We start from the raw sequence: 23,919 nt of genomic DNA on the forward strand, positions 1-23,919 counted from the left end.
GACAAGAATAAGCAAATGAACGAGCACAGACTAAAACACATCCTCACCTGCTAGAAGCCCACCCCTCCCGGCACCTGGTTTGTGGCCGGAAACGTGGGCTGGCGCGCGAGAGTGCCGCATAGCGGCACGCCCGGTGTGCGTGTCCGAGCACCGAAGCGGAGCGGCCTTACCGGCCGTGAGCATCGGAGCACAGGAAACGCGGGCCGGATCGCCGCCCGCCGCCAGCGCGCGTTTACGGCTACAAACTCAGAGGATGAAGCGGCTGAGGTCGCCCTTGCTGGCCAGCGGCTCCACCCGGTCGCGCACATCGGCGGCGGTGATCCGCACGGTCTGGCCAGAGCGATCCGCCGCCGTGAAGGACACCTCCTCCAGCAGCTTCTCCAGCACCGTCGCCAGCCGCCGCGCGCCGATATTCTCGACCCGCTCGTTGATGTCGGCGGCCAGTTCCGCCAGCGCATCCACCGCGTCGTCCGAGAAATCGAGATCCAGCCCCTCGGTCCCCAGCAGCGCCGTATATTGCTTCAGCAGCGAATGTTCCGGCTCGGTCAGGATACGCCGCAGATCCTCGCGCGTCAGCGGTGAAAGCTCCACGCGGATCGGCAACCGCCCCTGCAATTCCGGCAGCAGGTCCGACGGCTTGGCGATATGGAACGCGCCGGAGGCGATGAACAGGATATGGTCCGTCTTCACCGGCCCGTATTTGGTCGAAACCGTCGTCCCCTCGATCAGCGGCAGCAGATCGCGCTGCACCCCCTCGCGCGAGACATCTCCGCCCCGGAACCCACTTTCCGACGACCGCGCGCACACCTTGTCGATCTCGTCGAGGAACACGATGCCATGATCCTGGGCATGCGCCACGGCCTCGCCGACCAGGGCATCGTTGTCCAGCATCTTGTCGGCTTCCTCGCGCGTCAGCGCCTCGCGCGCCGCCGCCACGGTCATCTTCCGGCGCTGCGGCACACGGTTCATCAACCCCTTCATCATGTCGGAGAAATTGATGACGGTACCGGGCTGCATGTTGGGCATCTCGCCCATGCCCGGCCCGCTCTGGGCATCGGCGACCGAAATCTCGACCTCCTTCTCCTCCAGTTCGCCGGCACGCAGCATGCGGCGGAACTTGCCCTTGGTGTCGGCGGATGCCCCCTCGCCCACCAGCGCATCCACCAGCCGGTTCTCCGCCGCCTGCTCGGCCCGCGCCTGCACGTCGCGCCGCCGCAGGTCGCGCAGCATGTTCAGCGACACCTCAACCAGATCGCGCACGATGCTCTCCACATCGCGCCCCACATACCCGACCTCGGTAAACTTGGTCGCCTCCACCTTCAGGAACGGCGCCTGAGCCAGCCGCGCCAGCCGCCGGGCGATCTCGGTCTTACCGCAGCCGGTCGGCCCGATCATCAGGATGTTCTTGGGCACCACCTCGTCGCGCATCCCGTCGGGCAACTGCGCCCGCCGCCAGCGATTGCGCAGCGCGATGGCCACCGCGCGCTTGGCGTCGCCCTGGCCGATGATGAAGCGATCGAGTTCCGAGACGATCTCGCGCGGGGAATGATTGGGAATATCCATCATGCGTTCTCCCCGCCCTTCTCGCCCAGCGTCTCCAGGATCACGGAATGGTTGGTATAGACACAGATCTCGCCGGCGATCCGCATCGCCCGCCGCGCGATCTCGGCGGCCGACAGACCATCGATTTCGGCCAGCGCCCGCGCGGCCGAAAGGGCGTAATTCCCGCCCGAACCGATGGCGATGATGCCATCCTCAGGTTCCAGCACGTCGCCATTGCCGGTCAGGGTAAAGGAGCGCTCGATGTCGGCCACCGCCATCATCGCCTCCAGCCGGCGCAGATAGCGGTCGGTCCGCCAGTCCTTGGCCAGTTCGACGCAGGCGCGCTCAAGCTGGTTGGGAAAGCGCTCCAGCTTGGCCTCCAGCCGTTCCAGCAGGGTGAAGGCATCGGCGGTGGCACCGGCAAACCCGGCCAGGATGGTGCCCGCCGGCCCGATCCGCCGCACCTTGCGCGCATTGCCCTTGATGACGGTGGCGCCCAGCGTCACCTGCCCGTCACCGGCCATTGCCACCTGCGCGCCGCGTCGCACGCACAGGATCGTCGTTCCATGCCAGCCGACTGGATCATGGGGAGTCGCGTGTAAGTTATGCATGACTGAAAGAAATAGGCCGTTCGCGCCTCAGGACAAGAGCCGCCCCATCATCCACCCATCGCGCGGGCGACAGCCCCGACAATTCCGCCTGCGTGAACGGCTTGCGCAGCACCAGCGCATCCTCGGGCAGCACCGCATTGTCGGCATAGCCGGTCAGGAACAGGATACGGGTATCGGGGCACAGCGCCCCGATCCGGCGCGCCGCCTCCTCGCCGCCCATTTTCGGCATCATGACGTCCAGCACCACCAGGTCGGGCTGATGCGGCGCCATCGCGCCGATCCGCGCCAGCGCCTCGTCCCCACCCGGCGCCTCGATCGCCTCATGCCCCATGCCGCGCAGAAAACCGGCCGTCACGGTCCTGACCGTATCCTCGTCATCCACCACCAGAACCCGCAACCCCTTGCGGACCGGCCGATGCACCAGCACCTCCGGCCGATCGAGGGCCGCCGCCGGGCACCGATGGACCGGCAGGTACAGATCCACCCGCGTCCCCTGCCCCGGCGCACTGGTCACCCGCACATCGCCCCCGGCATGCCGCACGAACCCATAGATCATCGACAGGCCGAGCCCGGTCCCCCGACCGACATCCTTGGTCGTGAAGAACGGCTCGAAGATCCGCGCCAGCGTCTCCGGCGCCATGCCGGTGCCCTGGTCGGCCACCGACACCACCACATACGCGCCTTCCGGCAGGTCATGCTGCGGCAGGTCGCCTTCCACCGCCGGCGCTTCCAGCCGCGCAACATGCGTCGACAGCATGATCATGCCGCCATCCGGCATGGCATCGCTGGCATTCAGGCACAGATTCAGCAGCGCCAGTTCCAGTTGCCCGGCATCGGTCCGCACCATCGGCACGTCCCCGGCCGGGTCCGTCGCCTCGACCACGATCTCGACCGGCGCGCGCGACGCCGCCCCTTCGCGCCGACGCGCGGTCACCCCCTGCACCAGCAGATCGTGCAGACCGCGCAACAGGGCATTCACATCGACCGGCTGCAGGCTCAGATCCCGTGGACGGCTGAAATTCAGCAGCCGCCGCGTCAGATCGGCGCCGCGCCGCGCCGCGCCCATCGCATTGTCCAGCAGATGGGTCGTGCGGTCGTCCAGCCCCTCGCCCATATCGACGGCCAGTTCCAGCGAGCCCATCACCGCCGTCAGCAGATTATTGAAATCATGGGCGATTCCGCCGGCCATGGTGCCAAGCGCCTGCATCTTCTCCGCCTGGCGCAGACGGGCTTCCATCTCCCGCTGCCGGGTGATGTCCCGATTGATCAGCACCGAATAGGCTTCGCCCCGACTGTTCACCCCCAGTTGCGCGCGGGTAAACTCCCGCCACGTCACGCTGCCGCCAGGGCCGGGCACGGACATCACTTCCTCGTCCCGCCCCTCGGCCTCCAGCCGCGCCTCGGCCGCGCGCACCGCCGGCAGCAAAGCGGGGTCGGAGAGGTCTTCCTCCCGCCGTCCAAGACAATCGGCCTCGTCCCGGCCATAGAAGGCGGCCGCCTTGCGATTGATGCGAATAAACCGCCCATCCGGGTCCTTGAAGGCCAGCCCCGCGCGCAGATTCCCCAGCAACCCCCGCAGCAGCATCCGCTCGGTCTGCAATTCGCCTTCCAGCTTGTGGCGATGCGCCGCCTGCACCACCATCGCGCGCAGCGCATCCCCATCCCAGGGCTTGTGCGAATAGAACGAGATCCGCCCCTGGTTCAGCGCGGCGGCCACCGCGCCGATATCGGCATACCCGGTCAGCAGGATCGCCTGCGCGTCGCACAGCCCCCGCGCCCGCGCCAGCATCACGTCGCCCCCCATCTCGGGCATGCGCTGGTCCGACACGATAACGTCGACATCGCGCCGCCCGGCCAGGATAGTCAGCGCCTCCACCGGCGAGGTGGTCGAGAGAATGGTAAAATCATCCTCCAGCAGATCGGTCAGCGCCACCAGGATCTCGGGCTCGTCATCCACCAGCAGCACGACGGGGCGATCGGTCACGCCGGCATCTCCGTCACGCCACGGGCAGGCTCGGCCATCGCCTCGAAATGCGGCTGCCACGGCACCGAAATGGTAAACACGCTTCCCCGTCCTCCCTTGGCGCCCCCGGCGCCCTGCACCGCATCGGCGATCGTGATCGTCCCATGATGAGCCTGCACCACGCTATAGGCGATGGCCAGCCCCAGCCCCGTCCCCGCCCCGACCGGCTTGGTGGTAAAGAACGGCTCGAAGATCCGTTCCTTCACCTCAGCGGGAATGCCCGGCCCGTTATCCGTCACGATAAAGACATAGCATTGCTCGCCCGTCGCCGGACTCACCCGCAATTCGGTGACGATCCGGATCACCCCCCGCGCCGGTCCTGTGGCGTCGCCGCCCTGCCCGGCCTCCTCCAGCATGGAATGGATCGCATCGGCGGCATTGCTGATGATGTTCATCATCACCTGGTTCAGCAACGCGGACTGGCAGTACAGGCGCTCGGGCGCGCGATAATCCCGTTCCACCACGATCAGGTTGCCGAATTTCTGCGTCAGCAGCGCCAGCACCGTCTCCAGCGCCTCGGGCACGTCGATCACCTGGAACAGCCCTTCGTCCAACCGCGAGAATTTCCGCAGGTTCAGCACCAGGTTCTGGATGCGCCGCAGCCCCAGACTCATCGAGCCGACGCGATCGCGGCATTTCATCAGCGTGGCATGCCGCTCGCCATCCGCGTCCCCGGCCATCTCGTCCTCGGCGATCACCCGCGCCAGCAGCCGCGCCACCGTATCCTTGTGGGCCAGGATAAAGGCCAGCGGATTGTTGATCTCATGCGCGATGCCCGCCACCAATTCACCCAGCGAGGCCATCTTGGCGGTCTGCACCAGCTTGCCCTGGGTTTCGATCAGCCGGCGGTTGGCATCGGCCAGTTCGGCATTCGCCTGTTCCAGCGCCTCGGCCAGCGAGGCTTTGGAGGCAATCGCCGCCGCCTCGGCCCGCGCGGCCTCCACCGCGATCTCGCGCGCCTGCCGGTCCAGCTCGATGCGCCGCACATCGTCCTGCAATAGCTTGCGCCGCACCAGCGCGCGAATCCGCAATGCCAGCACATCGGGCTCGATATCGTCGGCCACGATATCGTCCACCCCGGCCTCGAACGCCCGCGCAGGAAAAAACCCCCGCGCCGCGCCCGGCCCGCTCAGGCCCAGAATGCGCGGTGCCCCGCCGCCCGCCACCACCACATCCTGCCGCAGATCGTCCAGCGCCTGGCAGAAGGCGATGCCGTCGAACCGGTCGGACACCAGATCGACCACCACGCAGTCCGGCGCGCGCACGGGGTCGAACCAGTCGTCCCGCGCCATCGCGCCGGGCGACCCGATCACCGTCACATCATGCCCGTCATTGCGCATCAGGGCCGCCAGCCCCGCCACCACGCCCGCGCGCGCGCGCCTTCCCCCCCGACGATCAGGATCCGCGCGCGACGAAACAGCGGGCTGGCATCCGCGCGCTGCCCGCCCCCCGTACCCGCCCCCTCGCGCAGCAGCGCGCGGATGCGAAAGACGATCAGATCCGGCTCGGCCGATTTGGGCACGTAGGCGTCGGCGCCGCTCTCCAGCCCCTCGCGCTCCAGGCCCGGCTCGCCGCCCTCGGTCAGCATCAGCACCGGGATCATGCGGGTGGCGGCGCTCATGCGAAGCTGGCGCGCCATCTGCCCGCCATTCATCCCCGGCAGATGGTAATCGGCCACCACCAGATCCGTTATCCGCGTATCCAGCGTATCCAGCGCGGCCTCGCCGCTGGCCACCCGCGTCACCGCGAAGCCATGGCCTTCCAGCATCCGGCGTATCCGCAACGCCTGGGTGTCGGAATCCTCGACCAGCAGCAGCGTCGGCGGCCCTTCGGAGGCGTCGTTCATCACGCCCGCCCTTCCATCCCGACCACCGCCGGCAGGGGTACCGCGGCCGAAGCGACAGCAACCAGATGCGGCGCGATCTGCCCCAGCGGCAGGCTGATCGACACGCCACCAAGCCGCTCGGCCGCCCCCGGCATCCCATGCACGATCGACGTGCTCCGGTCCTCGGCGATGGTATATCCCCCCGCCCGGCGCAGATCGCGCAGCCCGATCGCCCCATCCTCCCCCATGCCGGTCAGCAGGACGCCGATCGCCCCGGCCCCCACCCGCGCCATGGAGCTGAACAGGGCGGTCGCCGAAGGCCGCTGCCCGCCCACCGGCGGCGCGCTCACCAACCGGATCTCGTCGCCAGGCCCGAGCGTCAGATGCGTTTCGGCCGGCGCGACATAAACATGCCCCGGCCGCATGAGTTCCCCCTGCCGGGCCAGCCCGACCGACAGCTTCGTCTGGGTATCCAGCCAGGCGGCGAACCCTTCCATGAACCCCATGCCCATATGCTGCACCAGCAGGATCGGCCAGGGGAACGTGGCCGGCAATGCCCCCATGATATGGGCAAAGGCCTGCGGCCCGCCGGTCGAAGCCGCCATGCCGACCAGACGCGGCCGCAGGCGCGGCGGCGGCAGCACATCCCCGTCAACCGGCGCGACCGCGCCATAACGCATCCGATGCCGGATCACCGGCACCTGGCTCATGATGTAAAGCTGGGTCGCGATCGCCGCCCCTCCGGCGGCGTCGACCGGCCAGCCGGCCGGCTTCTGCACCACCGACAGCGCACCGGAGCGCAGCGCGTTCATCGAAATCCGCAACGCCGGATCGGTCGAGGAATCGCTGACGATCACGATCGGCGTCGGGCACTCGGCCATGATGCGCCGCGTGGCCTCCAGCCCGTCCATGCCGGGCAGCCGCACGTCCATCGAAATCACGTCGGGCCGCAGCTTCGGCACAAGGCGCAGCGCTTCCTCCGCCGTTTCCACCGCTTCCAGCAGTTCAAGCCGTGGATCGTCGCGGATCAGCCGCACCAGCACATGCCGGACCACCGCCGAATCCTCCACCACCAGCACCCGGACGCGCAGTCCGGCCCGGCCGGTCACAATACGCCCCGGATGATGTCCAGCAATTCGCCCTGCTCGAATCCCTGCTTGGTCACATAGGCCCGGGCTCCGCCTTCCAGTCCGCGCCGTATATCGGCTTCCTCATTGCGCGAGGTCATCAGCACCACCGGAATCCGCGAAAGGCGCGGGTCGGACCTGACCGCGTCCAGCAATGCGAAACCATCCATCCGCGGCATCTCCACGTCCGTCACAATCACGTCGATCCGGCGTGACGACCGGTGCAGCAACGACAGCGCCTCGACACCATCCGTCGCCAGCAGCACATCATAACCGTGGGTCTGAAGGATCGTCTTCTGGAGAGTCCGTGTGGTAATCGAATCGTCAACCACCAGAACGGTCGGCACATGCCGGGGCGCCATCCCCCCGCCCTCCGGCACCGCATCGTCGGCCCCGGCGAAATACCCGCCGGTCGCCCCCGCCTTCTGCCACCGCTCCAGCAGCGTATCGGGGCTGAGCACGAAAACCGGCCGATCGCCGCGCGGCCAGCCGACGCCGGGGATCAATTCACTGTCCAGCCCCACCGCCTCGGCGTCGGAAATATGCAGGGTCCGCACCTCGCGCATCCGGTCGACGGCAAACCCGCAACACCCGCCGTCCGCCATGCCCAGCACCACGACCGACAGCGCCCCGTCATGCACCGGCAACGCCGCATCCGGCTGACCGAGGAAGGCGACCAACGGCGCCACCGGCACCAGCACGGCCGCGCCGGCCCCGCCGCCCGCCACGGCCCGCCGCCGCTCCAGAGAGAAACAGGCCCGGCCATCGACCATGCGCACATCGGCCTGCCGCACCCGCGCCAACCGCTCGATCACCCGCCCCGGCAGCCCGACCGTCATCTCCCCGGCCTCGACCACCAGCGTCGTGCGCTGCCGGCGCGAGACCGGCACGGCCATCGTCACCACCGTCCCCCACGGACTGCCCGCTTCCATGCGGACCGAGCCCTGCAAGGCCCGCGCGGCCTCCGCCACCACCGACAGGCCCATCCCCCGTCCCGCAATCCGGTCGGCCGCCGCCCTGGTGGAAAAGCCGGGCGCGAACACCATGCCCAGCAATGTCTCGGGCAGGCGCGGATCATCCGGCTGCATCAAACCCTGACGCACCGCCCGCGCGGCGATCGCCTCCAGGTCCGGCCCCCGCCCGTCATCGCTCACCGATACCAGCAGCCGCACGCCCAGCATCCGCACCGACAGCGTCAGCACCGGCTCCGCCGGCTTGCCTTCCGCCCGCCGCCGGGCCGGGCTTTCCAGCCCATGGATAATGGCATTGCGCAGCAGATGGATCACCGGGTCGCGCAGCGCCTGCATCACCCGCCGGTCGGCCCGCACCTCCATGCCCAGCAGGCGCACCGTCACCTCGCCGCCGCCATGCTCGCGCGCGATCTGCCGAACCATGCCGGTCAACGACCCGAAAACCGTCCCGGCCGGCACCAGCGTCACCGCCCGCACCTCTTCCTCCAGCCGCATCATGGCCCGGTCGGCCTGCCCCGCGATCCGCCCGCGCTCGCGCGACAGGGCGGACAGCGCACGGGTCAGCCGCGCCAGTTCCACCGCCGGATCGGTGGCCGGCCCCACCCGCCGCGCGGCCGTGGCGGTCAGATCCTCCAGATCCGCCCACAACCGCTCCTGCCGCTCGGCAATGCCCATCATGTCATGCACCACGCCGACCAGCGCATCGAGGCGCGACACCGGCACCTGCACATAGCTGTCGGCCACTTCCTCGCGCGCTGGCGGGCTCGCCGAGCCCGGCTCAGGCTCGGCCGAAGGCTCCCCGACATCCTGCATGCGGGCGTCGATCTGGTCCATCGCCGCGCCGATGGCCGTCAGATCCTCCGCCGTCACCGGCTGCTGCCCGTCCAGCAGCCCGAACAGCCGGCTCTCAAGCGCGTGGGCGATGGTCTCGATATCCGCGCGCTCGACGACGCGGGCCGCCCCCTTCAGGGAATGCACGCGCCGGAAAATCTCGCTGATCCCGCGCCCATCCAGCGGGCCGGCGGCCAGAATATCCCGCACCACCCGCAGATGGTCGCGATATTCGGCATCGAAGACCGCCAGAAGTTCCTGTCGCAGAGCCTCCACGGCCGGCCGTCAGGTCCGGTAACGGGCGGAAATGGCCAGAAGCTGGTGCGAGAGGCTGCCCAGATTGCTGGCCGAGGCTTCCAGGTTGCGGGTTCCCGCCGCCGTCTGCTGGCTGGCCTGGCGGATGCTCTGCAACGCGGTCATCACCTGCTCGATGCCGATCTGCTGCTGGTTGGTCGAGGCCACGATCTGCTGGAAGGCATTCACCCCTTCCTCAATGCCGCCGGTCATCCGCTCGATGGTGCGATAGGCGATGTCGGTCCGCTCCTTGCCGGCGGAAACACGCTTCACCGCCTCTTCCGTCAGCATCACCGAGGTATTGATGCCGCGCTGGATGTCGCCCAGGATCGAACGCACATGCTGGGTGGCATCGCGCGACTGGTCGGCCAGAATCTTCATCTCGGCCGCGACCACGGCGAACGACCGACCGTGCTCGCCCGCGGCAGCGGCCTCGATGGCCGCATTCAGCGCCAGCAGGTGCGAGCGTTCCGAAAGATCGTTGACGGCGGTGATGATCTCGCTGATCGCATCCGTCCGCTCCGACAGCGCGACGATGTTCGACGCCACGGCCTCGGCGCCTTCCTGCGTGCGCTCCATGGCCCGCGCGGTCTCCTCCACCGCCTCCAGCCCGCTGGCCGAACTATGGACGATGGTTTCGGCCGACGAGATCACCTCCCGCGCCCGCTTGCTGATCTGCGCGCCGGAATGGGTGATCTGGTCCACCGTCGCCGCCGTCTCCTGCACCGCCGCGAACTGTTCCTCCACGCTCGCCGCCTGCTGCTGGGCGGAGGCGCGGATATCGGCCACCGCCGCGTCGAGGTTGCGCGTGGCGTCGCGGCTCTGCTGCGCGATCTCGCGCAGGCCGTCGATCATCCGGTTCAGGCCGCTGGCCAGCCGTTCGAACTCGTCCCGTCCCCCGCCGGACCCGCCGCCCGCCACATGGGTGGACAGGTCCCCCTGCCCCACCAGTTCCATCACCCGCATCAGCGCCGCCAGCGGCGCCAGGATCGAGCGCCGGGTCCAGAAGGTCACGATCAGCGCCACGATCACCGCCACCGTCAGCCCCAGGATCAGCGACCGGCGGCTGAATTCATATAGTGCGCTGCTCTGCGTCTCCCCGGCCTGCACCCCGCCATCCAGCGTGGTTCCGGCCTCGGAGATCAGCCGGTCGATAGTCTGGTCGCGCGTGTCCGAACGCGCCGATTGCTGGCGCACCGCGCCATCGTCGCCCTGCCGGATCGCCGCGAACAGGTCCGATACCGCCTCGGCATTCTGCCGCGCCTGGTCCAGCGCCTCGCGCAGGCGGGTCGAAATGGTGGCGAACATGGCGCGCCGCGCGTCGATCCGCGCCTCGTCGTCGGCCTGGCTGGCGGCGGCCAGCGCCTGCACCAGCGTGTCCTCGGCCTGCCGGTCGATCCCGGTCCAGTCCGCGATCGCGGCATCCAGCTTCGCCGGCTCCTTCTGGTAATCCCGCGCGTAATAATGCGACAGGATCGACAGCCGCCGCGCGACCAGATCGTTCTCCAGCACCCGCAGATGGTTCAGGTGCCGATAGACCAGCAGGTCGCGGGTCACGATCACCGTCATCTCGTCGCGGACATTGCGGATCTGCCCCAGCGCATAGACGCCGATCGACACCATCAGCATCACACCGACCAGAAACCCGAACAGAAGACGATTGGCGATTGTCACGACAGGTCAGACTCCGAATGAACGCGCGGCAAACAGGCGGGCAGGATCGAGTACCGCAACCAGCCGCCCGTCCGGCAGGGCCGCCATCGGGTGACCGGGCACGGAAACGGCGGCAGGCGCATCCACAACATCGTCCACGCCCAGCGTCCGCCCGGCCAGCAGCGCGATCCGCGCCACCGGCAGGCCGGCCACCGGGCGCAGCAACGCCATCGCCCCCGCATGATCCATCGGCGCCCCGCCCAGCAGAACCGACAGATCCATCACTGTATACAGATGGCCGACATGGCCAAACACACCCCGCACCGCCGCCGGGCAGTCCGGGCGCCTGGGCATGGCGCTCCAGGCCGGTTCGGTCATGCGCAGCACATGATGCAGGTCGATGGCATGGCCCTGCCCGCCCACATCCAGGATCACCGCCGCGCGCCGCCCCGCATCGTCGCTCGGCGCCTGCCCGCGCGCGGCCAGCAGCCGCGCCCGCTCCGCCATCACCCGGCGGGCATAGCCCTCCGCGCCCCCGGCGGCACCCTCGCATGCCGCGTTCGGCGTGGGCATGAAGCCGCGACCGTTCAGAACACGCTCCGCGCCAGCAGCAACGGCGCGGCCTCAGCCATGTCGTCGCCATCCCCGCCAACCAGCCGCAGCAACCCGGCAACCGTCAGGCCATCCCCATCGGGGACCGGCGCGGCGGGCGGCAGACGGTGCAGCAGGGCACGCGCCTGCCGCATCATCCGTTCGGCCTCGTCCACCTGCCCGGCATCCCGCAGCAGCCGGGCGAGATGGACATGCGCCATGATGTGCGCGCGATCCAGGTAAAGCGTGCGCCGGAACTCCTCCCCGGCGGCCCCGGCATCCTCCGCCAGCACGGCGGAGAGAAAATGCAGCCCCGCATCCAGCGGATGCAGCGCCAGCGCCGCGCCGCAGCAGGCCCGCGCCTCGGCCACCGCCCCGCGATCGGCCAGCGCCCGCACCTCCGCCCGCGCCAGCCCCGCATCCGCGCGGGCAACGATATCGCGCGCAGGCTCCCGCGCCGGCGGGCGCGGCACCGGCACGCCAGGCCGTGGATCGGGCGACCGGGAGAGCACGCAGCGGCGCGGCGCGACCGGCCCCTGGCGAGAGCCCGCCACCCGAAACGCCACCGTGCCGCTAAACGTCACCGTTTCCAGAACGCCGCCGCACTCGCCGATCGGGTCCGAATGGCCCAGCAGCAGCCACCCCGGCGGCGACAGCCGGCCCGCCAGCGCCCGCATCAGGTCCAGCGCCTGCGTCTCCTCGAAATAAAGCAGCACGTTGCGGCAGAGGATCAGGTCGAACGGCCCCGCCGGCCCCCCGCCCGAAGGCAGGTCCATGATGTTTCCGTATTCAAAGCGCACCATCCGGCGAAACACGTCGCGCAGAACCCAGTGCCGCCCGCACGCGGCGGGGCGAAACCATTGCCGCCGTTCCGAGACACCGACATCGCGCAGCGACCACGCGCCATATTCGGCGGCACGCGCCCGCTCCAGCGCCTGTTCGCTGATATCGGTACCCAGGATCTCGACGGTCCAGTCCTGCTCGCCCCGCGTCCGCAGCAGGCGCCGCATCAGGATGGCCAGCGAATACGGCTCGGCACCGTTGGAACAGCCCACGCTCCAGATCCGGATCGTGCGCACCGGGCGCAGCCGGGCGATCAAATCGGGCAGGATCGTGCGTTCCAGCGCATGGAACTGCTCGGCATAGCGGAAGAAGAACGTCTCGCCGATCGTCACGGCCGATTCCAGCGCCCGCCACTCGGCCTCGCCCGCCGCATCGTCCGAAAGCCGCGACAGGTAATCCATCGGCTCGGCGCAGCCGCACGCCTCCATGCGCCGCCGCAGCACCATTTCCAGCAGGTCCATCTTGTCGGCGTAATAATGCAGCCCGGTCCGCGCGACGATCCGGGTGGCCAGCCGTTCGAGGGCACGCTGCCGGTCAGCCATCCGCACGCTCCCACAGGGCGTCGCGCAATGCCGTGTCCAGCGCCAGGGACTCGATCCGCCGCCGCTCGCGCTCCATCAGCAGCCGATCCGGGTCCATCAGCAAGGCGGTCATTCCTCCGGCCAGTTCGACTTCCCCCGTCAGCCAGCCGCCGGCCGGCACGCCCTCGGCGGGCAACGCCGTCACGGCCCCCGCCATCTGCCGCACATCCAGCACGCTATCGACCATGAAGGCCACTCTCACCCCTTCGGCCGGGCCGCAGAGCAGCAGCGGCCGATACAGCATCGCGTCAACCTCCGGCACGCTCCAGCTCCGCAGGCCGAGCAACGCCGCAAGGTCGATCGCCACCACCCGTTCGGCACCCAGGCGAAAAAATCCCAGCACCGGCGCGGGGGTCCCGGCCGGGCGGACAAGCGCCGGCATGGACATGCATTCCCGCACCGCGGGCGCGGGCAGGCCATAGCACGTATCCACAAGACGGAAGATGACGACGGCCACTGACACGGGGCTTTGCTGCCTTCCATCCGAGCCGGTCCGGCAATGCCTTTCCGGCGCGTTTCCTGCCTCCTTTTCTCCCCGAAGATTGCATTTAATACAAGTGACGGCTACCTCCGGCAGGGATGCGTTCCCGGCAGATCGGGCGCGCCGCAGCCGCCGCCGGAGATCCGACCGTCATGGACAGTTTCAATTCGGACCGCGCCACCGACCGGTTCCTCCCGCCCCGCGCGGAAGGACCGTCGCGCTTCCCCATCGCCCGCATCGCGCGTGTAGCGATCTGCGCCGTCTTTTACGGGCTTTTCTATTTCGTCCAGCAGGTCACGGAACTCCTGGCCCCGCTGGTGCTGATCCTGGGCGTGGGCTGGAGCGCGCTCCCGCATATCGTCGGCGCCATCGGCACCAGCGCCGCCGCCGCCGACCCGCAGACGCGCGACATCGTCACCCACGTCGCCGGCACCATCCCGCATCAGATCGTCATCGGGTCGCATATCGTCACGGCCGCTTCGCTGGTCACTGACGGGCTTCTGATGATGGCGGCGGCCGCCCTCTGCGCCACGCTCGCCGCCGTCGCGGCGCGCGAGATGTGACGCCGATCCTGCCCGCCCCTCTCCCGTGATCCGGCTCCGCGACGTCGGTTTCCGCTACGATGCCCCAGGCGCCTCCGGCGCCTCGGCGCCGATCGCCCTGCGCCAGATCTCCTTCGCGGTGCCGCAGGGCGGTTTCCGCTGGCTGCTCGGCCCGTCGGGGGCCGGCAAATCCAGCCTGCTGCGCCTGCTGGCCCTGGGCGCGCGCCCGACCGCCGGCACGCTGGAAATCCTGGGCAGCAATATCGGCCATGCCAGCCGCGCCGCGCTGGCCCGGCTGCGGCGGCGCATCGGCATCGTGCATCAGGATTTCCGCCTCCTGCCCGACCTGCCGGTCTTCGACAACATCGCCCTCCCCCTGCGCCTGCAACGCCGGCCGGAAGACGAAGTGCGCGACGAAGTCCACGCCATCCTCGACTGGGTCGGCCTCGCGTCCCGCGCCACCGCCCTGCCGCCCCAGCTTTCCGGCGGCGAACAGCAGCGCGTGGCCATCGCCCGCGCCGTGATCCACCGCCCGGCCCTGATGCTGGCCGACGAACCCACCAACGCATTGGACGAACTCCAGGCCAACCGGCTGATGGAACTGTTCCGCGACCTGTCCGGCCTGGGCACCACGATCCTGGTCGCCACCCATAACGAGTCCCTGATCCGCCGCTACCCGGCCCATGAGCTGGAACTGGCCCAGGGCAGGCTGGTGCGCGATGGCTGAACGCGCGCACCAGACCGGCTTTTTCACCCGCTGGAACCAGGCCCGGCGCGCCGACGGGCTGGCCCTGCGCCGCGCCCTGCCCGACCGGCTGCTGCCCCTGCTGGTGGCGGCCATGGCCGTGCTGGCGGCCCTGGCGCTGGCCGGCGCCACGGGCGCGCAGATCCTCTCCGCCCGCTGGTCCAGCGGCGCCGCAGCGATGCTGACCGTCCAGGTCCCCGATCCCGACGCACCGACAGCGGCAAAAACCCCCACCACCCCGCTGACCCGCTCCGACGCCGTGCTGGCCGCCCTCGCCGACACCCCCGGCGCCGCGCGCGTCCACCGGCTGGACAAGGCGGAGCTGGACGCCCTGCTGGCCCCCTGGCTGGGCCGCGACAACGATTTCGCCCTCACCCTGCCCGCGATCATCGAACTGCATCTGGCCACCGGCCCCATCGAAGACGCCGGCGCGCTGGCCCGGCGGCTGGCGGCCATCGCCCCCGGCACGCTGGTCGAGCGCAACGCCGAATGGGGCGCGCGGCTGGGCCGGCTGGCCGACAGTCTGCATAGCTGCGCGCTGCTGGCGGTGGCGATCGTGGCCGGAATCGCGGTGGTGCTGATCATGGCCACCACCCGCGCCGGGCTGGCGGCGCGCCGCATGCCGATCGAACTGATCCACGCCATGGGCGCCACCGACGGCTACATCGCCGGGCGCTTCGCCCGCCGGACGGCCCTGCTGGCCTTCATCGGCGGCCTGGCCGGCAGCGTGCTGGCGCTGCCGCTCCTGGTGCTGCTGTCCCACGTCGCCGCCCCCTTCGCGACCGCAGCCCCCCTTCCCCCATCGGCCGCGATGGCGGCGGCGGACTGGGCGACGCGCGCCCACATGCTGCTCGACACATTGCCCCCGCCCCTGGTCGCCACCCTGCTGGCCCTGGCACCGGCGGCGGCGCTGATCGGCTGGCTGACCACCCAGGCCACGGTGCGCGCCTGGCTGCGAACCCTGCCATAATGAAACCGGACGACGGCGCGGCCAGACGCTTCCTTCTCGGCACGCTGGCGGGCCTGCTGGGCTGCATGCTCCTGTGGGGCGCGGGCTTCGCATGGTTCGTCCACGACGCGCTCACATCGCCTCTCCGCCCGCCGGTGGCGGATGGAATCGTCGCCCTGACCGGCGGACAGGGCCGCATCGAAGCCTCGCTGCGGCTGCTGGCCCAGGGGCAGGCCCGGCAATTGCTGATCTCCGGCGTCGCCCCCCACGCCACGACCGCCACCGTGGCCGGCGCGCTCCCACCCGACATGGCGGCCCGCCTGCCGGCGGGGCTCTGGCACCAGGTCACGCTGGGCCGGCACGCCACCTCCACCATCGGCAATGCCGACGAAACAGCGCAATGGGCGCGCGACAACGGCCTCCATTCGCTGATCGTGGTCACCGCCGGCTACCACATCCGCCGCGCGATGATGGAAATCCACCGCACCCTGCCCGACGTGGCGCTCTACCCCTACGCGGTCCGCCCGCCAGCCCTGCAATCGCCGCTGCGCGGTTCCTCCGTGCGGCTGATGGCGACGGAATACGACAAATGGCTGATGGCCAGCCTGGGCCTGGCCCGCAACATGACGACCAGGGCCCAGAACTGACGGCGACCAGTCCCGCGCCTTCGTACCCTTGTCTCCCGGCCGTTTTTCTGTTGTACGCGCCACGCCGCACGCATGCCGTGCCTCACCCGTCCGGAACGCCCCCCGCCCGCCATGATTTTCGTCCGCACCTGCCTCTTCAATCTCTATTTCGTCCTGCTGACGATCGTGATGGGCATCGCGGCGATGCCGATCCGCGTGTTTGCCCGCCGCTACGCGCTGCCCTACGCCAAATTATGGACGCGCCTTTCGCTGGCGGGACTATGCCGGATCTGCGGGATCACGATCGTCGTGACGGGACGCGAGCATGTGCCGAAGGGGCCGTGCCTGCTGGCGGCCCAACATCAATCGGCCTTCGACGCCCTGGTCTGGATGAATCTGGTCGATCGTCCCGCCTATGTGATGAAGGAAGAACTGACACGTATCCCGCTCTTCGGGCCGATGCTGCTCCTGGCAGGCATGATTCCAGTGCGTCGCGCCGACCGCGCCAAGGCGCTGCGGGCACTCCTGATCTCCACCGACCGATCCGTCGCGGACGGGCGCCAGATCGTGATCTTCCCCGAAGGTACCCGCGCCAGGGTCGGCGAGACGCGACGACTGCATCCCGGCATCGTCGCCATGGCCACCCATGCCGGCCTGCCCATCGTCCCGGCGGCGACCGATTCCGGCCTTCGCTGGTCACGCAGGGCCTTCGTCAAACGCCCCGGCCCCATCCATATCGCCATCGGCCCGGCACTCCCCGCCGATCTGGGCAAGGCCGGCATTCTCAGCGGAATCACAGCAGCGTGGCAGGACCTGTCCAACCAGTTCGACAGGACCGAGGGCACAAACAAGCCTGTGGATAACTCTGTGGGCAGTCAAAGCGGTCATTCCATGAGCCTGTGACTGTCCGTTTGCCCACCGCCGCGCATCCCTCTCCCGCCACCGGCCGCCACGCCGCGCTCCTCCGCGCAGGGCGGTGGAAAAACGCGTAATAACTTATTAAACTTACACCCGTTTTTAACATTCTCTCTTGACAGACCCGGCATGGCACCGGCCGGCGGCCTGCCCTGGCCCCGCGTCATGCACCCGGCTGCCCTTCATTGTGGATAAATTTGCTCCCCCGCTCTTTTCCAGAGCGGGTAATCACGTGAAACATTTGTGAATCAATCTGTTCCCGGCCTTCCGGAAAGTGCCCTATCAAGTACGGCATGTCCCAGCACGCTCCCCGACCCGCGCGCCCGCGCCGGCCCAGCCGACACAAATGGCCACGCCGGGCCGCCCTCGCCCTGCTCGGGTTCGCGGCCCTCGACGGCCTGGCCTGGCAGACCGCGCAGCATGAACTGGGCAGAACGGTCACAAACTGGCACACGCAACTACACCGACAAGGCTGGACGCTGGACCCCGGCCAGACCACACGGGGCGGCTCCCCGCTGACGGCCCGCCTCACCCTCCGGAATCCACGTCTGAACGGCCCGGCCGGCAACCGCACCATCGCCTGGGGCGCGGACAGGATCACGCTGTCCCTGTCCCTGCTGCACCCCATGACGCTCCGGATCGACCCCGGCAACACGCAGGCCGCCCGCCTGACCGGCCCCGACACCCAGCAGGCGCTCAGGCTCCAGACAGAAAATGCCCGCCTCTTCCTGCCGCTCGGCCTGCCAGCCGACGCCGCCACCGGTCACGCAGCCTGGACCGCCCGCTCCCTCACCCTCCAGATCCTGAACCCGGACGGCCACAGCACGGACCTGACGCTGCACGACCTGCGCGGCCACGGCCTCTGGAACAGCCAGGCCGGCCCCGAGTCCAGCCGCGTCGCCATGACCACCCACGCCGCCACGATCGACCTGCCGCCCGCCTGGCCGCTGCCCACCGCCCCGACCGACGCGCACCGCCTGTCCGATGCCGGCCTGACCGTCTCCTTCCCCGGCGGCACCGCGATCCCCCTGCTGGTGCAGGACCTGCACGCGCGCTGGACGCACCTCTCCCTGTCGGCGGCAGGAATCGCCCACCTCACGGCGCCCGGCGGTCCCGAGGGCGCTTTCACCCTGTCCATCGCGGGCATCGGCCAGACCGTCCGCGCGCTCGATCGGGCCGGCACGCTGTCACCGGACCTCACACATCTGGTCGCGGCGATCGACCAACTGGCGGCCGCCGCTCCCGGCGTCATCACCGCCCCCGCCACGCCCGACACGCCCGCCCTCACCGACCGCCCCATCAGCCTGCCCCTGCGCCTGAACGCCGGCATGGTCTTCATCGGCGCCCTGCCTCTAGGTCACGTCACGGACTGGCTACCCTGAAGCGGGCTGCCCTGAAGTGGCGCGGCGGCGTCAGCCCTTCACGCCGGGCGTCCTCCCCAGCACGGCCCGCAACTCGGCCACCTCGCGGCGCAGGCGCGTCACTTCCTCTTCCATGCTCTCCACGGCCTCGGGCACCATTTCGTCCACCGGCGCGGCACGACCGCTCCCCTCGTCACGCCCCCCCGCGCCAGCCGAAAACGAGGGTCCCGCCTCCGGCCGGTAGAGCGAGGCGAACATCGACATCGCCCGGTCCATCATCTCGATGTCATGGCGGCCAAGCTGCTCGATACCGGGCGGCAGGAACTGTTCCATCGTCCGCTGCATGGTGGTGCGGATCTGCTGATGGTTGGCGGTGAACTGCTCCATCATCTGGTCCAGATACTCCGGTACCAGCCCCTGCATGCTGTCGCCATAAAACCGGATGATCTGCCGCAGGAAGGACGCGGGCAGCATGGCCCGCCCCTTGGTCTCTTCCTCCATGATGATCTGGGTCAGGACGGCGCGCGTGATATCGTCGCCCGTACGGGCATCGAAAATCACGAACTCCTTGCCGGACCGCACCATATCCGCCAGCGTGTCGAGCGTGATATAGATCGAGCGCTCGGTATCGTACAAACGTCGGTTCGCGTATTTCTTGATGACGATCGGGCCGCACGGGCGACAGGCATCCGGCAATATACCCTCCATCGACGGGCTGGGCCGGCAGATGGCCGGAGCATGAAACGAACCGCCGGGCAAACCCCGGCGAAACAACGCGAAAACGACCATCCACCCAGCGCGTTCCCCGCGCGATCGCCTCGAATATGGGCACCGGGGGCGCGGACCCTAGCATGACCATCCCCCCGATGCACGGCCGCGCAGCGCCAGACGCGCAAACCGCCCGCAGGTGCCGCGACCCGCTCCGATGACCGGCCACGCCGCCGGCCACCCGACGGCCGATCGGCCGGGTGCCATCAGGATGGGGCTATGGGGATATCGCCGTCCGGGCCAGGCACGGCAGGGCACTGGCCGCCGCGTACCAGTCCGCCAGCGCCGGACGATCGCGCCGCCACGGGTCCTCGGCGAAGCGCACGTCCAGATACCCCAGCGCACAGGCCACCGACAGCCCGCCGATATCCATCGGCTCCAGCGCGGGCGGCGCGCTTTCCAGCCGGTCCAGACTGCGCCAGACCGCCGCAAGCTGCCGCTGGACCAGCGGATGGTCATGCGCAAGTCCCGCCGGGATCAGCGTCCGCACCAGAATCGCGGCATCGGCCAGCCCATCCCCCAACGCCTGCATCCGCAAGGCCCGCCGGCGCGCGTCTCCCTCGGCCGGCACCAGCCGGCCCCCACCGGCCAGCCCGTCCAGATAATCCACGATGACGCGGCTGTCGTACACCCCCTCCCCATCCGGCAGTTCCAGGGTCGGGATCTTGCATAGCGGATTCGCCGCCAGCACCTCGGGCGGCGCGTCCGCGACCCGCACCACGATTTCCGTCAGCCGGGTCTCCAGGCCAAGCAGAATGGCCGCAGCCCGCACCTTTCGCGCATAAGGGCTGAGCGGGGCATGGTAGAGCTTCATCAGGCAATATCCTCGGACAGTCGGCAAGTCGGCACCGGGCCGGCGGCAACCGGCATCGTCAGCCACATTCAGGCCCGGAATGTTTCGCACGACAGACCGGTCTCACGCAAAAACCGCTATGACGGCCTGGTCTCCGAAAACGCGGAGACATCGCTCTTCTTCGACAGAGCATGCAACCGGCCACGCTGCCGGACGGGCACGACGCGCCGGAACCAGCCGGGCCGCCATCCTCAGCGAAAGCCGTCCTTTTCCCGCCGCAACCGCGCGAACGCCGCCACGTCGGGCGCGCGCAGGAACGGATTGGTGCGTTTCTCCACCCCCAGCCGAACCGGCACCGTCGGCTGCCCCTCGGCCCTCAGACTGTCGATCTCGGCCGCCCGCTCGCGCAAAGCGGCATTGTCCGGATCGACCGCCAGCGCGAAGCGCGCATTGGACTGGGTATATTCATGCCCGCAGCAGACCAGCGTCGCATCCGGCAGGGCGGCGATCCGGCGCAGCGAATGGAACATCTCCTCCGGCGAGCCTTCGAACAGCCGCCCGCAGCCCAGACTGAACAGCGTGTCGCCGCAGAACAGCGCCGGGGTCAGCGGAAAATAATACGCGATATGCCCGCGCGTATGGCCCGGCATCTCCATCACGGTGCCGATGGCCCCGCCCAGCGTCACGCCGTCACCGTCATCCACCGCCTGGTCCAGCATCGGCAGGCGGTAGGCATCGGCCGCGGCCCCGGTCACAATCGCCCCGTAGCGCTTGCGCAGGGCATCCGTCGCCGCCACATGATCGGCATGATGATGCGTCAGGAAAATCTGGTCCAGCCGGCCGCCGGCCGCCTCCACGGCCGCAACCAGCGGCGCCTCCTCGGCAGGGTCGACCAGCGCCGTGGCGCCGCTTTCCTCGTCGCGCAGCAACCAGGCGTAATTGTCGGTCAGGATCGGGACCGGGCGAATGACGAGCACCATGATCTGTCTCCGTCTCGTATGCAGTTCCGGGGCATCCCGGCATCGTCCAACAGTTTGTGCTAATCAGGTGTGATGCAAGACGATATCTGCACCGCGGCCAGATTCTACGCGAGCGGAGCGGGTGAGAACACCGCCCGCCTGCTGCGGCACCGCATGCAGGCTTTCTGGCCCCGCACGGGCAGCGACCGGATATTGGGGCTGGGCTTTACCCAACCCTTCCTGCCGCTCTGGGCCAGGCCGGACGGCCCACCCTGCATATCGGCGCGCCTGAACACCCCCGTCACCCGCGAAGCCCCCGCCGTCACGCCCGAGGGCATACGCGACTGCGTGGTCACCGCAGACCGCCTGCCCTTCCCCGACCTGTCCTTCGACCGGGTGCTGATGGTCCACGCGCTGGAAGTCACCCAGCGGCCCGACGCGCTGATCCGTTCGGTGTGGAAAGTCATGAAGGACCATGGCCGCCTGCTGCTGGTGGTGCCCAACCGCGCCGGCTGGTGGGCGCATTCCGACGGCACGCCCTTCGGCCAGGGCGAGCCCTTTTCCGCCCGCCAGATCGCGCGGCGCCTGTCGCAGGCCCTCCTGTGCGCCGAACGCCATGACGGCGCGTTGTTCATGCCGCCGCCGGGGGCCGGGCACCGGCGCGCCGCCGCACTGGCCGAAAATGCGGGCCACATGCTGCTGCCGCAACTGGGCGGCGTCTTCGTCATCGAGGCGGTGAAGGATGTCTGGTCCGGCGTTCCGGCCGTCACCGCCCCCGCCCTGATCCGCGCGCCAAGACGGATCTACGAACCCGGCTGACCGGCCCTCCGATCCATGCCACACTGGCCGCCACGCTTGACCCATTCCCCCGCAAACCTCATGAAGCTCGGCCTATGTCCCTGATCCAGTCCATCAAGCTCGTCCTCGCGCGGCCGCATCCGGCAGCCCGTCCCTTTCTTCTGGCATCGGGCGCCACCGCCGTGGCGGCCCGGCTCCTGCCCTGGCGCCCGGCCCGCTGGCTCAGCCGCGCGGCGGGCCTGTTCTTCGGCTTCTGCCTCTATTTCTTCCGCGACCCGCAGCGCGTGCCCCCGGCCGACCCGCATCTGGCGGTCGCCCCGGCCGACGGCCGCGTGGTGTCGGTGGAAAAGATCGCCCCCCCCGCGTCGCTCGACATGGGCGACGCACCGGTCTGGCGCATCGCCACCTTCCTGTCGGTGCTGGATGTCCACGTCAACCGCATGCCCGCCGCCGGCACCGTCACGCGCGTGGCCTACCACCCCGGCCAGTTCCTCAACGCCAGCCTCGACAAGGCGTCCGAACTGAACGAGCGCAACGCCCTGCGCCTGACGCTGGAAGACGGGCGCAACCTGGCGGTGGTGCAGATCGCGGGGCTGATCGCCCGGCGCATCCTGTGCGACGCCGAGGAAGGCATGACCTACGAGGCCGGCGAGCGCTTCGGCCTCATCCGCTTCGGCTCGCGCACCGACCTGTACCTGCCGCCGGGCGTGGAACCGCTGGTCACGGCCGGCCAGACCATGATCGGCGGCGAAACGGTCATGGCGCGTCTCTGACCCCGATGGCGCTGCCCGACATCCCCCCTTCTTCCGCCCCCGCCGCACCCCGGCGGCGGCGGCGGCTGATCCGCAGGCGGCGGCCCCGCGTTCGCGGCCCGTCCTTCAACCGGCTGATTCCCAACATCATGACGATGCTGGGCCTGTGCGCGGGGCTGACGGGCATGCGCTTCGCGCTGGACGACCGGTTCGGCGACGCGGCGGTGGCCCTGCTGATCGCGGCGTGCATCGACGGGCTGGACGGGCGGATCGCCCGCCTGCTGCGCGGCACCAGCCGCTTCGGCGCGGAATTCGACAGCCTGTCCGATTTCCTGTGTTTCGGCGTGGCGCCGGGCTTCGTCCTGTATCTGTGGGCGCTGCGCGACGCCGGGCGCTACGGCTACCTGCCCTGCATCATGTTCACCGTGTGCATGGCGCTGCGTCTGGCCCGCTTCAACGCCAGCCTCGACGACACCGACAAGCCCAAATACGCCAGCAATTTCTTTACCGGCGTCCCTGCTCCCGCCGGCGCGGGGCTGGCGCTGTTTCCGCTGTTCCTGGGCCTGGAGGCCCGCAAGCTGGGCTGGAACCAGCTCTATGACATGACCCGCCTGCCCATCCTCCCGGCGCTGACGCTCAGCGGCACCGCGTTCCTGCTGGTCTCCACGCTGCCCGTCTGGTCGTTCAAGAATTTCAAGGTCCCGTCGGCCTACGTGCTGCCGCTGATGCTGGGCACCGGGGCCTATGCCGCCGTGCTGGTCGCCGACCCGTGGGGCGCGCTGGCCGCCGCCGGCGTCATCTATATCGCCCTGCTGCCCCTCAGCCGCCGCAGCTTCCGCCGCCTGAAGCAGGAAGCCCTGGCCCTTCAGGCCGAGGAAGACGGCTCCGACGCCCCCAGCAGCCCGGCCAGCCCGGCAACGATGGCCGCGGGCGAAGGCGGACAGCCGGGGATCGACGCATCCAGCGGCGCCCGGCCCTCCAGCCCGCCCAGAACGGCATAATTCTCCCCGAACGGGCCACCGTCGATCGCACAGGCCCCAACAGCGACCAGGGCCTTCCGGTCGGGCATGCCATGCCATGCCGCCTCCAGCACCGGGGCCATGGCGCGGGTCAGCGGCCCGGTCACCAGCAGCACATCCGCCAGACGCGGCGTCGTCACGAACCGCACACCCGCCCTGGGCAACGCATAGGCCGCGCCATCCAGCGCCGCGACCTCCATCGCGCACCCCTCGCAGCCACCGGTCTCCACGTGAAACACCGCCATCGTCCCCACGGCCGGCAGGCGGATGGCGGGCCGGAATCCCCGCGTCAAGATCGCACGCAGCAGCGCCAAGCCCC

At 69.5% G+C, this 23,919-nt stretch carries 21 protein-coding genes and 2 pseudogenes; 9 read left to right on the plus strand and 14 right to left on the minus strand.

The window, feature by feature from the left end; all coding sequences use genetic code 11:
• Nucleotides 1-246 precede the first annotated feature (246 nt).
• From hslU to HLH25_RS00395, 10 genes and pseudogenes are all read right to left on the minus strand, one after another.
• Entirely contained in the window at nucleotides 247-1,563 is a 1,317-nt protein-coding gene (hslU, locus tag HLH25_RS00350; RefSeq protein WP_182972401.1) for an ATP-dependent protease ATPase subunit HslU, read from the minus strand.
• The gene (hslV, locus tag HLH25_RS00355; protein ID WP_182972175.1) at nucleotides 1,563-2,153 is read right to left on the minus strand and encodes an ATP-dependent protease subunit HslV; all 591 of its coding nucleotides are present in this window, start codon (nucleotides 2,151-2,153) and stop codon (nucleotides 1,563-1,565) included. Before hslV ends, hslU begins: the two co-directional genes overlap by 1 nt.
• Nucleotides 2,146-4,137 carry a response regulator gene (locus HLH25_RS00360; protein ID WP_182972176.1) on the minus strand — a complete coding sequence of 664 codons (1,992 nt, stop codon included), beginning with the start codon at nucleotides 4,135-4,137 and terminating at the stop codon, nucleotides 2,146-2,148. Before HLH25_RS00360 ends, hslV begins: the two co-directional genes overlap by 8 nt.
• Nucleotides 4,134-6,022, minus strand: a pseudogene (locus tag HLH25_RS00365) (response regulator). The gene HLH25_RS00360 and the pseudogene HLH25_RS00365 overlap by 4 nt, the downstream one beginning before the upstream one ends.
• Nucleotides 6,022-7,113 carry a chemotaxis protein CheB gene (locus HLH25_RS00370; RefSeq protein WP_375288946.1) on the minus strand — a complete coding sequence of 364 codons (1,092 nt, stop codon included), beginning with the start codon at nucleotides 7,111-7,113 and terminating at the stop codon, nucleotides 6,022-6,024. The pseudogene HLH25_RS00365 and the gene HLH25_RS00370 overlap by 1 nt, the downstream one beginning before the upstream one ends.
• Nucleotides 7,107-9,206 (minus strand): hybrid sensor histidine kinase/response regulator, encoded by a 2,100-nt coding sequence (locus HLH25_RS00375; RefSeq protein WP_182972177.1) that lies wholly within the window; start codon nucleotides 9,204-9,206, stop codon nucleotides 7,107-7,109. The genes HLH25_RS00370 and HLH25_RS00375 overlap by 7 nt, the downstream gene beginning before the upstream one ends.
• A 9-nt stretch (nucleotides 9,207-9,215) precedes the next feature.
• Entirely contained in the window at nucleotides 9,216-10,898 is a 1,683-nt protein-coding gene (locus HLH25_RS00380) for a methyl-accepting chemotaxis protein (protein WP_182972178.1), read from the minus strand.
• 6 nt (nucleotides 10,899-10,904) lie between these two features.
• Complete coding sequence (locus tag HLH25_RS00385; RefSeq protein ID WP_182972179.1) at nucleotides 10,905-11,450, minus strand: chemotaxis protein CheW; 546 nt, start codon at nucleotides 11,448-11,450, stop codon at nucleotides 10,905-10,907.
• Nucleotides 11,451-11,464: 14 nt separating this feature from the next.
• Nucleotides 11,465-12,853: a CheR family methyltransferase gene (locus tag HLH25_RS00390; protein ID WP_182972180.1), complete on the minus strand. Its 1,389-nt coding sequence runs from the start codon at nucleotides 12,851-12,853 to the stop codon at nucleotides 11,465-11,467.
• Nucleotides 12,846-13,355 (minus strand): chemotaxis protein CheW, encoded by a 510-nt coding sequence (locus HLH25_RS00395; RefSeq protein WP_182972181.1) that lies wholly within the window; start codon nucleotides 13,353-13,355, stop codon nucleotides 12,846-12,848. The genes HLH25_RS00390 and HLH25_RS00395 overlap by 8 nt, the downstream gene beginning before the upstream one ends.
• A gap of 170 nt (nucleotides 13,356-13,525) precedes the next feature.
• Between HLH25_RS00395 and HLH25_RS00400 the strand changes: the two genes are divergently transcribed.
• The 6 genes from HLH25_RS00400 to HLH25_RS00425 all read left to right on the plus strand — a co-directional run bounded on the left by HLH25_RS00400 (nucleotide 13,526) and on the right by HLH25_RS00425 (nucleotide 18,532).
• Complete coding sequence (locus tag HLH25_RS00400; protein WP_182972182.1) at nucleotides 13,526-13,936, plus strand: hypothetical protein; 411 nt, start codon at nucleotides 13,526-13,528, stop codon at nucleotides 13,934-13,936.
• Nucleotides 13,937-13,961: 25 nt separating this feature from the next.
• The gene (locus HLH25_RS00405; protein WP_182972183.1) at nucleotides 13,962-14,642 is read left to right on the plus strand and encodes a cell division ATP-binding protein FtsE; all 681 of its coding nucleotides are present in this window, start codon (nucleotides 13,962-13,964) and stop codon (nucleotides 14,640-14,642) included.
• Nucleotides 14,635-15,630: a cell division protein FtsX gene (locus HLH25_RS00410; protein WP_182972184.1), complete on the plus strand. Its 996-nt coding sequence runs from the start codon at nucleotides 14,635-14,637 to the stop codon at nucleotides 15,628-15,630. The genes HLH25_RS00405 and HLH25_RS00410 overlap by 8 nt, the downstream gene beginning before the upstream one ends.
• Nucleotides 15,630-16,256: a YdcF family protein gene (locus HLH25_RS00415; protein ID WP_182972185.1), complete on the plus strand. Its 627-nt coding sequence runs from the start codon at nucleotides 15,630-15,632 to the stop codon at nucleotides 16,254-16,256. Before HLH25_RS00410 ends, HLH25_RS00415 begins: the two co-directional genes overlap by 1 nt.
• Before the next feature lie 111 nt (nucleotides 16,257-16,367).
• Complete coding sequence (locus HLH25_RS00420; protein WP_182972403.1) at nucleotides 16,368-17,138, plus strand: lysophospholipid acyltransferase family protein; 771 nt, start codon at nucleotides 16,368-16,370, stop codon at nucleotides 17,136-17,138.
• 305 nt (nucleotides 17,139-17,443) lie between these two features.
• Nucleotides 17,444-18,532, plus strand: coding sequence for a DUF2125 domain-containing protein (locus HLH25_RS00425; protein WP_182972186.1), 1,089 nt, complete (start codon nucleotides 17,444-17,446; stop codon nucleotides 18,530-18,532).
• A gap of 30 nt (nucleotides 18,533-18,562) precedes the next feature.
• On the opposite strand, the gene phaR is transcribed toward HLH25_RS00425, so the two are convergent.
• From phaR to gloB, 3 genes are all read right to left on the minus strand, one after another.
• Complete coding sequence (gene phaR, locus HLH25_RS00430; RefSeq protein WP_246400730.1) at nucleotides 18,563-19,207, minus strand: polyhydroxyalkanoate synthesis repressor PhaR; 645 nt, start codon at nucleotides 19,205-19,207, stop codon at nucleotides 18,563-18,565.
• A gap of 289 nt (nucleotides 19,208-19,496) precedes the next feature.
• Nucleotides 19,497-20,093, minus strand: a complete 597-nt coding sequence (locus HLH25_RS00435; protein WP_182972188.1) for a glutathione S-transferase family protein — start codon at nucleotides 20,091-20,093, stop codon at nucleotides 19,497-19,499.
• 230 nt (nucleotides 20,094-20,323) lie between these two features.
• Nucleotides 20,324-21,052 (minus strand): hydroxyacylglutathione hydrolase, encoded by a 729-nt coding sequence (gloB, locus tag HLH25_RS00440; protein ID WP_182972189.1) that lies wholly within the window; start codon nucleotides 21,050-21,052, stop codon nucleotides 20,324-20,326.
• A 72-nt stretch (nucleotides 21,053-21,124) separates the two neighbouring features.
• Here gloB and HLH25_RS00445 point away from each other — a divergent pair, with 72 nt between their 5' ends.
• The 3 genes from HLH25_RS00445 to HLH25_RS00455 all read left to right on the plus strand — a co-directional run bounded on the left by HLH25_RS00445 (nucleotide 21,125) and on the right by HLH25_RS00455 (nucleotide 23,582).
• Nucleotides 21,125-21,850: a class I SAM-dependent methyltransferase gene (locus tag HLH25_RS00445; RefSeq protein ID WP_182972190.1), complete on the plus strand. Its 726-nt coding sequence runs from the start codon at nucleotides 21,125-21,127 to the stop codon at nucleotides 21,848-21,850.
• 74 nt (nucleotides 21,851-21,924) lie between these two features.
• Entirely contained in the window at nucleotides 21,925-22,602 is a 678-nt protein-coding gene (locus tag HLH25_RS00450; protein ID WP_182972191.1) for a phosphatidylserine decarboxylase, read from the plus strand.
• Nucleotides 22,603-22,607: 5 nt separating this feature from the next.
• Entirely contained in the window at nucleotides 22,608-23,582 is a 975-nt protein-coding gene (locus tag HLH25_RS00455) for a CDP-alcohol phosphatidyltransferase family protein (protein WP_246400732.1), read from the plus strand.
• On the opposite strand, the pseudogene HLH25_RS20615 reads toward HLH25_RS00455, so the two are convergent.
• A pseudogene (locus HLH25_RS20615) lies at nucleotides 23,474-23,914 on the minus strand (NADH-quinone oxidoreductase subunit B family protein); the annotation flags it as partial. The gene HLH25_RS00455 and the pseudogene HLH25_RS20615 overlap by 109 nt on opposite strands.
• Nucleotides 23,915-23,919 lie beyond the last annotated feature (5 nt).

The sequence above is a fragment of the Gluconacetobacter dulcium genome, assembly GCF_014174165.1.
GTDB classification, from domain to species: Bacteria; Pseudomonadota; Alphaproteobacteria; order Acetobacterales; family Acetobacteraceae; genus Gluconacetobacter; species Gluconacetobacter dulcium.

Coding starts and splice junctions, on each gene's coding strand:
- hslV (WP_182972175.1), bottom strand. CDS start 2,153: ATGCATAACTTACACGCGACTCCCCATGATCCAGTCGGCTGGCATGGA.
- HLH25_RS00400 (WP_182972182.1), top strand. CDS start 13,526: ATGGACAGTTTCAATTCGGACCGCGCCACCGACCGGTTCCTCCCGCCC.
- HLH25_RS00420 (WP_182972403.1), top strand. CDS start 16,368: ATGATTTTCGTCCGCACCTGCCTCTTCAATCTCTATTTCGTCCTGCTG.
- HLH25_RS00410 (WP_182972184.1), top strand. CDS start 14,635: ATGGCTGAACGCGCGCACCAGACCGGCTTTTTCACCCGCTGGAACCAG.
- HLH25_RS00445 (WP_182972190.1), top strand. CDS start 21,125: ATGCAAGACGATATCTGCACCGCGGCCAGATTCTACGCGAGCGGAGCG.
- hslU (WP_182972401.1), bottom strand. CDS start 1,563: ATGGATATTCCCAATCATTCCCCGCGCGAGATCGTCTCGGAACTCGAT.
- HLH25_RS00385 (WP_182972179.1), bottom strand. CDS start 11,450: ATGCCCACGCCGAACGCGGCATGCGAGGGTGCCGCCGGGGGCGCGGAG.
- HLH25_RS00455 (WP_246400732.1), top strand. CDS start 22,608: ATGGCGCTGCCCGACATCCCCCCTTCTTCCGCCCCCGCCGCACCCCGG.
- HLH25_RS00425 (WP_182972186.1), top strand. CDS start 17,444: ATGTCCCAGCACGCTCCCCGACCCGCGCGCCCGCGCCGGCCCAGCCGA.
- HLH25_RS00390 (WP_182972180.1), bottom strand. CDS start 12,853: ATGGCTGACCGGCAGCGTGCCCTCGAACGGCTGGCCACCCGGATCGTC.
- HLH25_RS00435 (WP_182972188.1), bottom strand. CDS start 20,093: ATGAAGCTCTACCATGCCCCGCTCAGCCCTTATGCGCGAAAGGTGCGG.
- gloB (WP_182972189.1), bottom strand. CDS start 21,052: ATGGTGCTCGTCATTCGCCCGGTCCCGATCCTGACCGACAATTACGCC.
- HLH25_RS00450 (WP_182972191.1), top strand. CDS start 21,925: ATGTCCCTGATCCAGTCCATCAAGCTCGTCCTCGCGCGGCCGCATCCG.
- HLH25_RS00415 (WP_182972185.1), top strand. CDS start 15,630: ATGAAACCGGACGACGGCGCGGCCAGACGCTTCCTTCTCGGCACGCTG.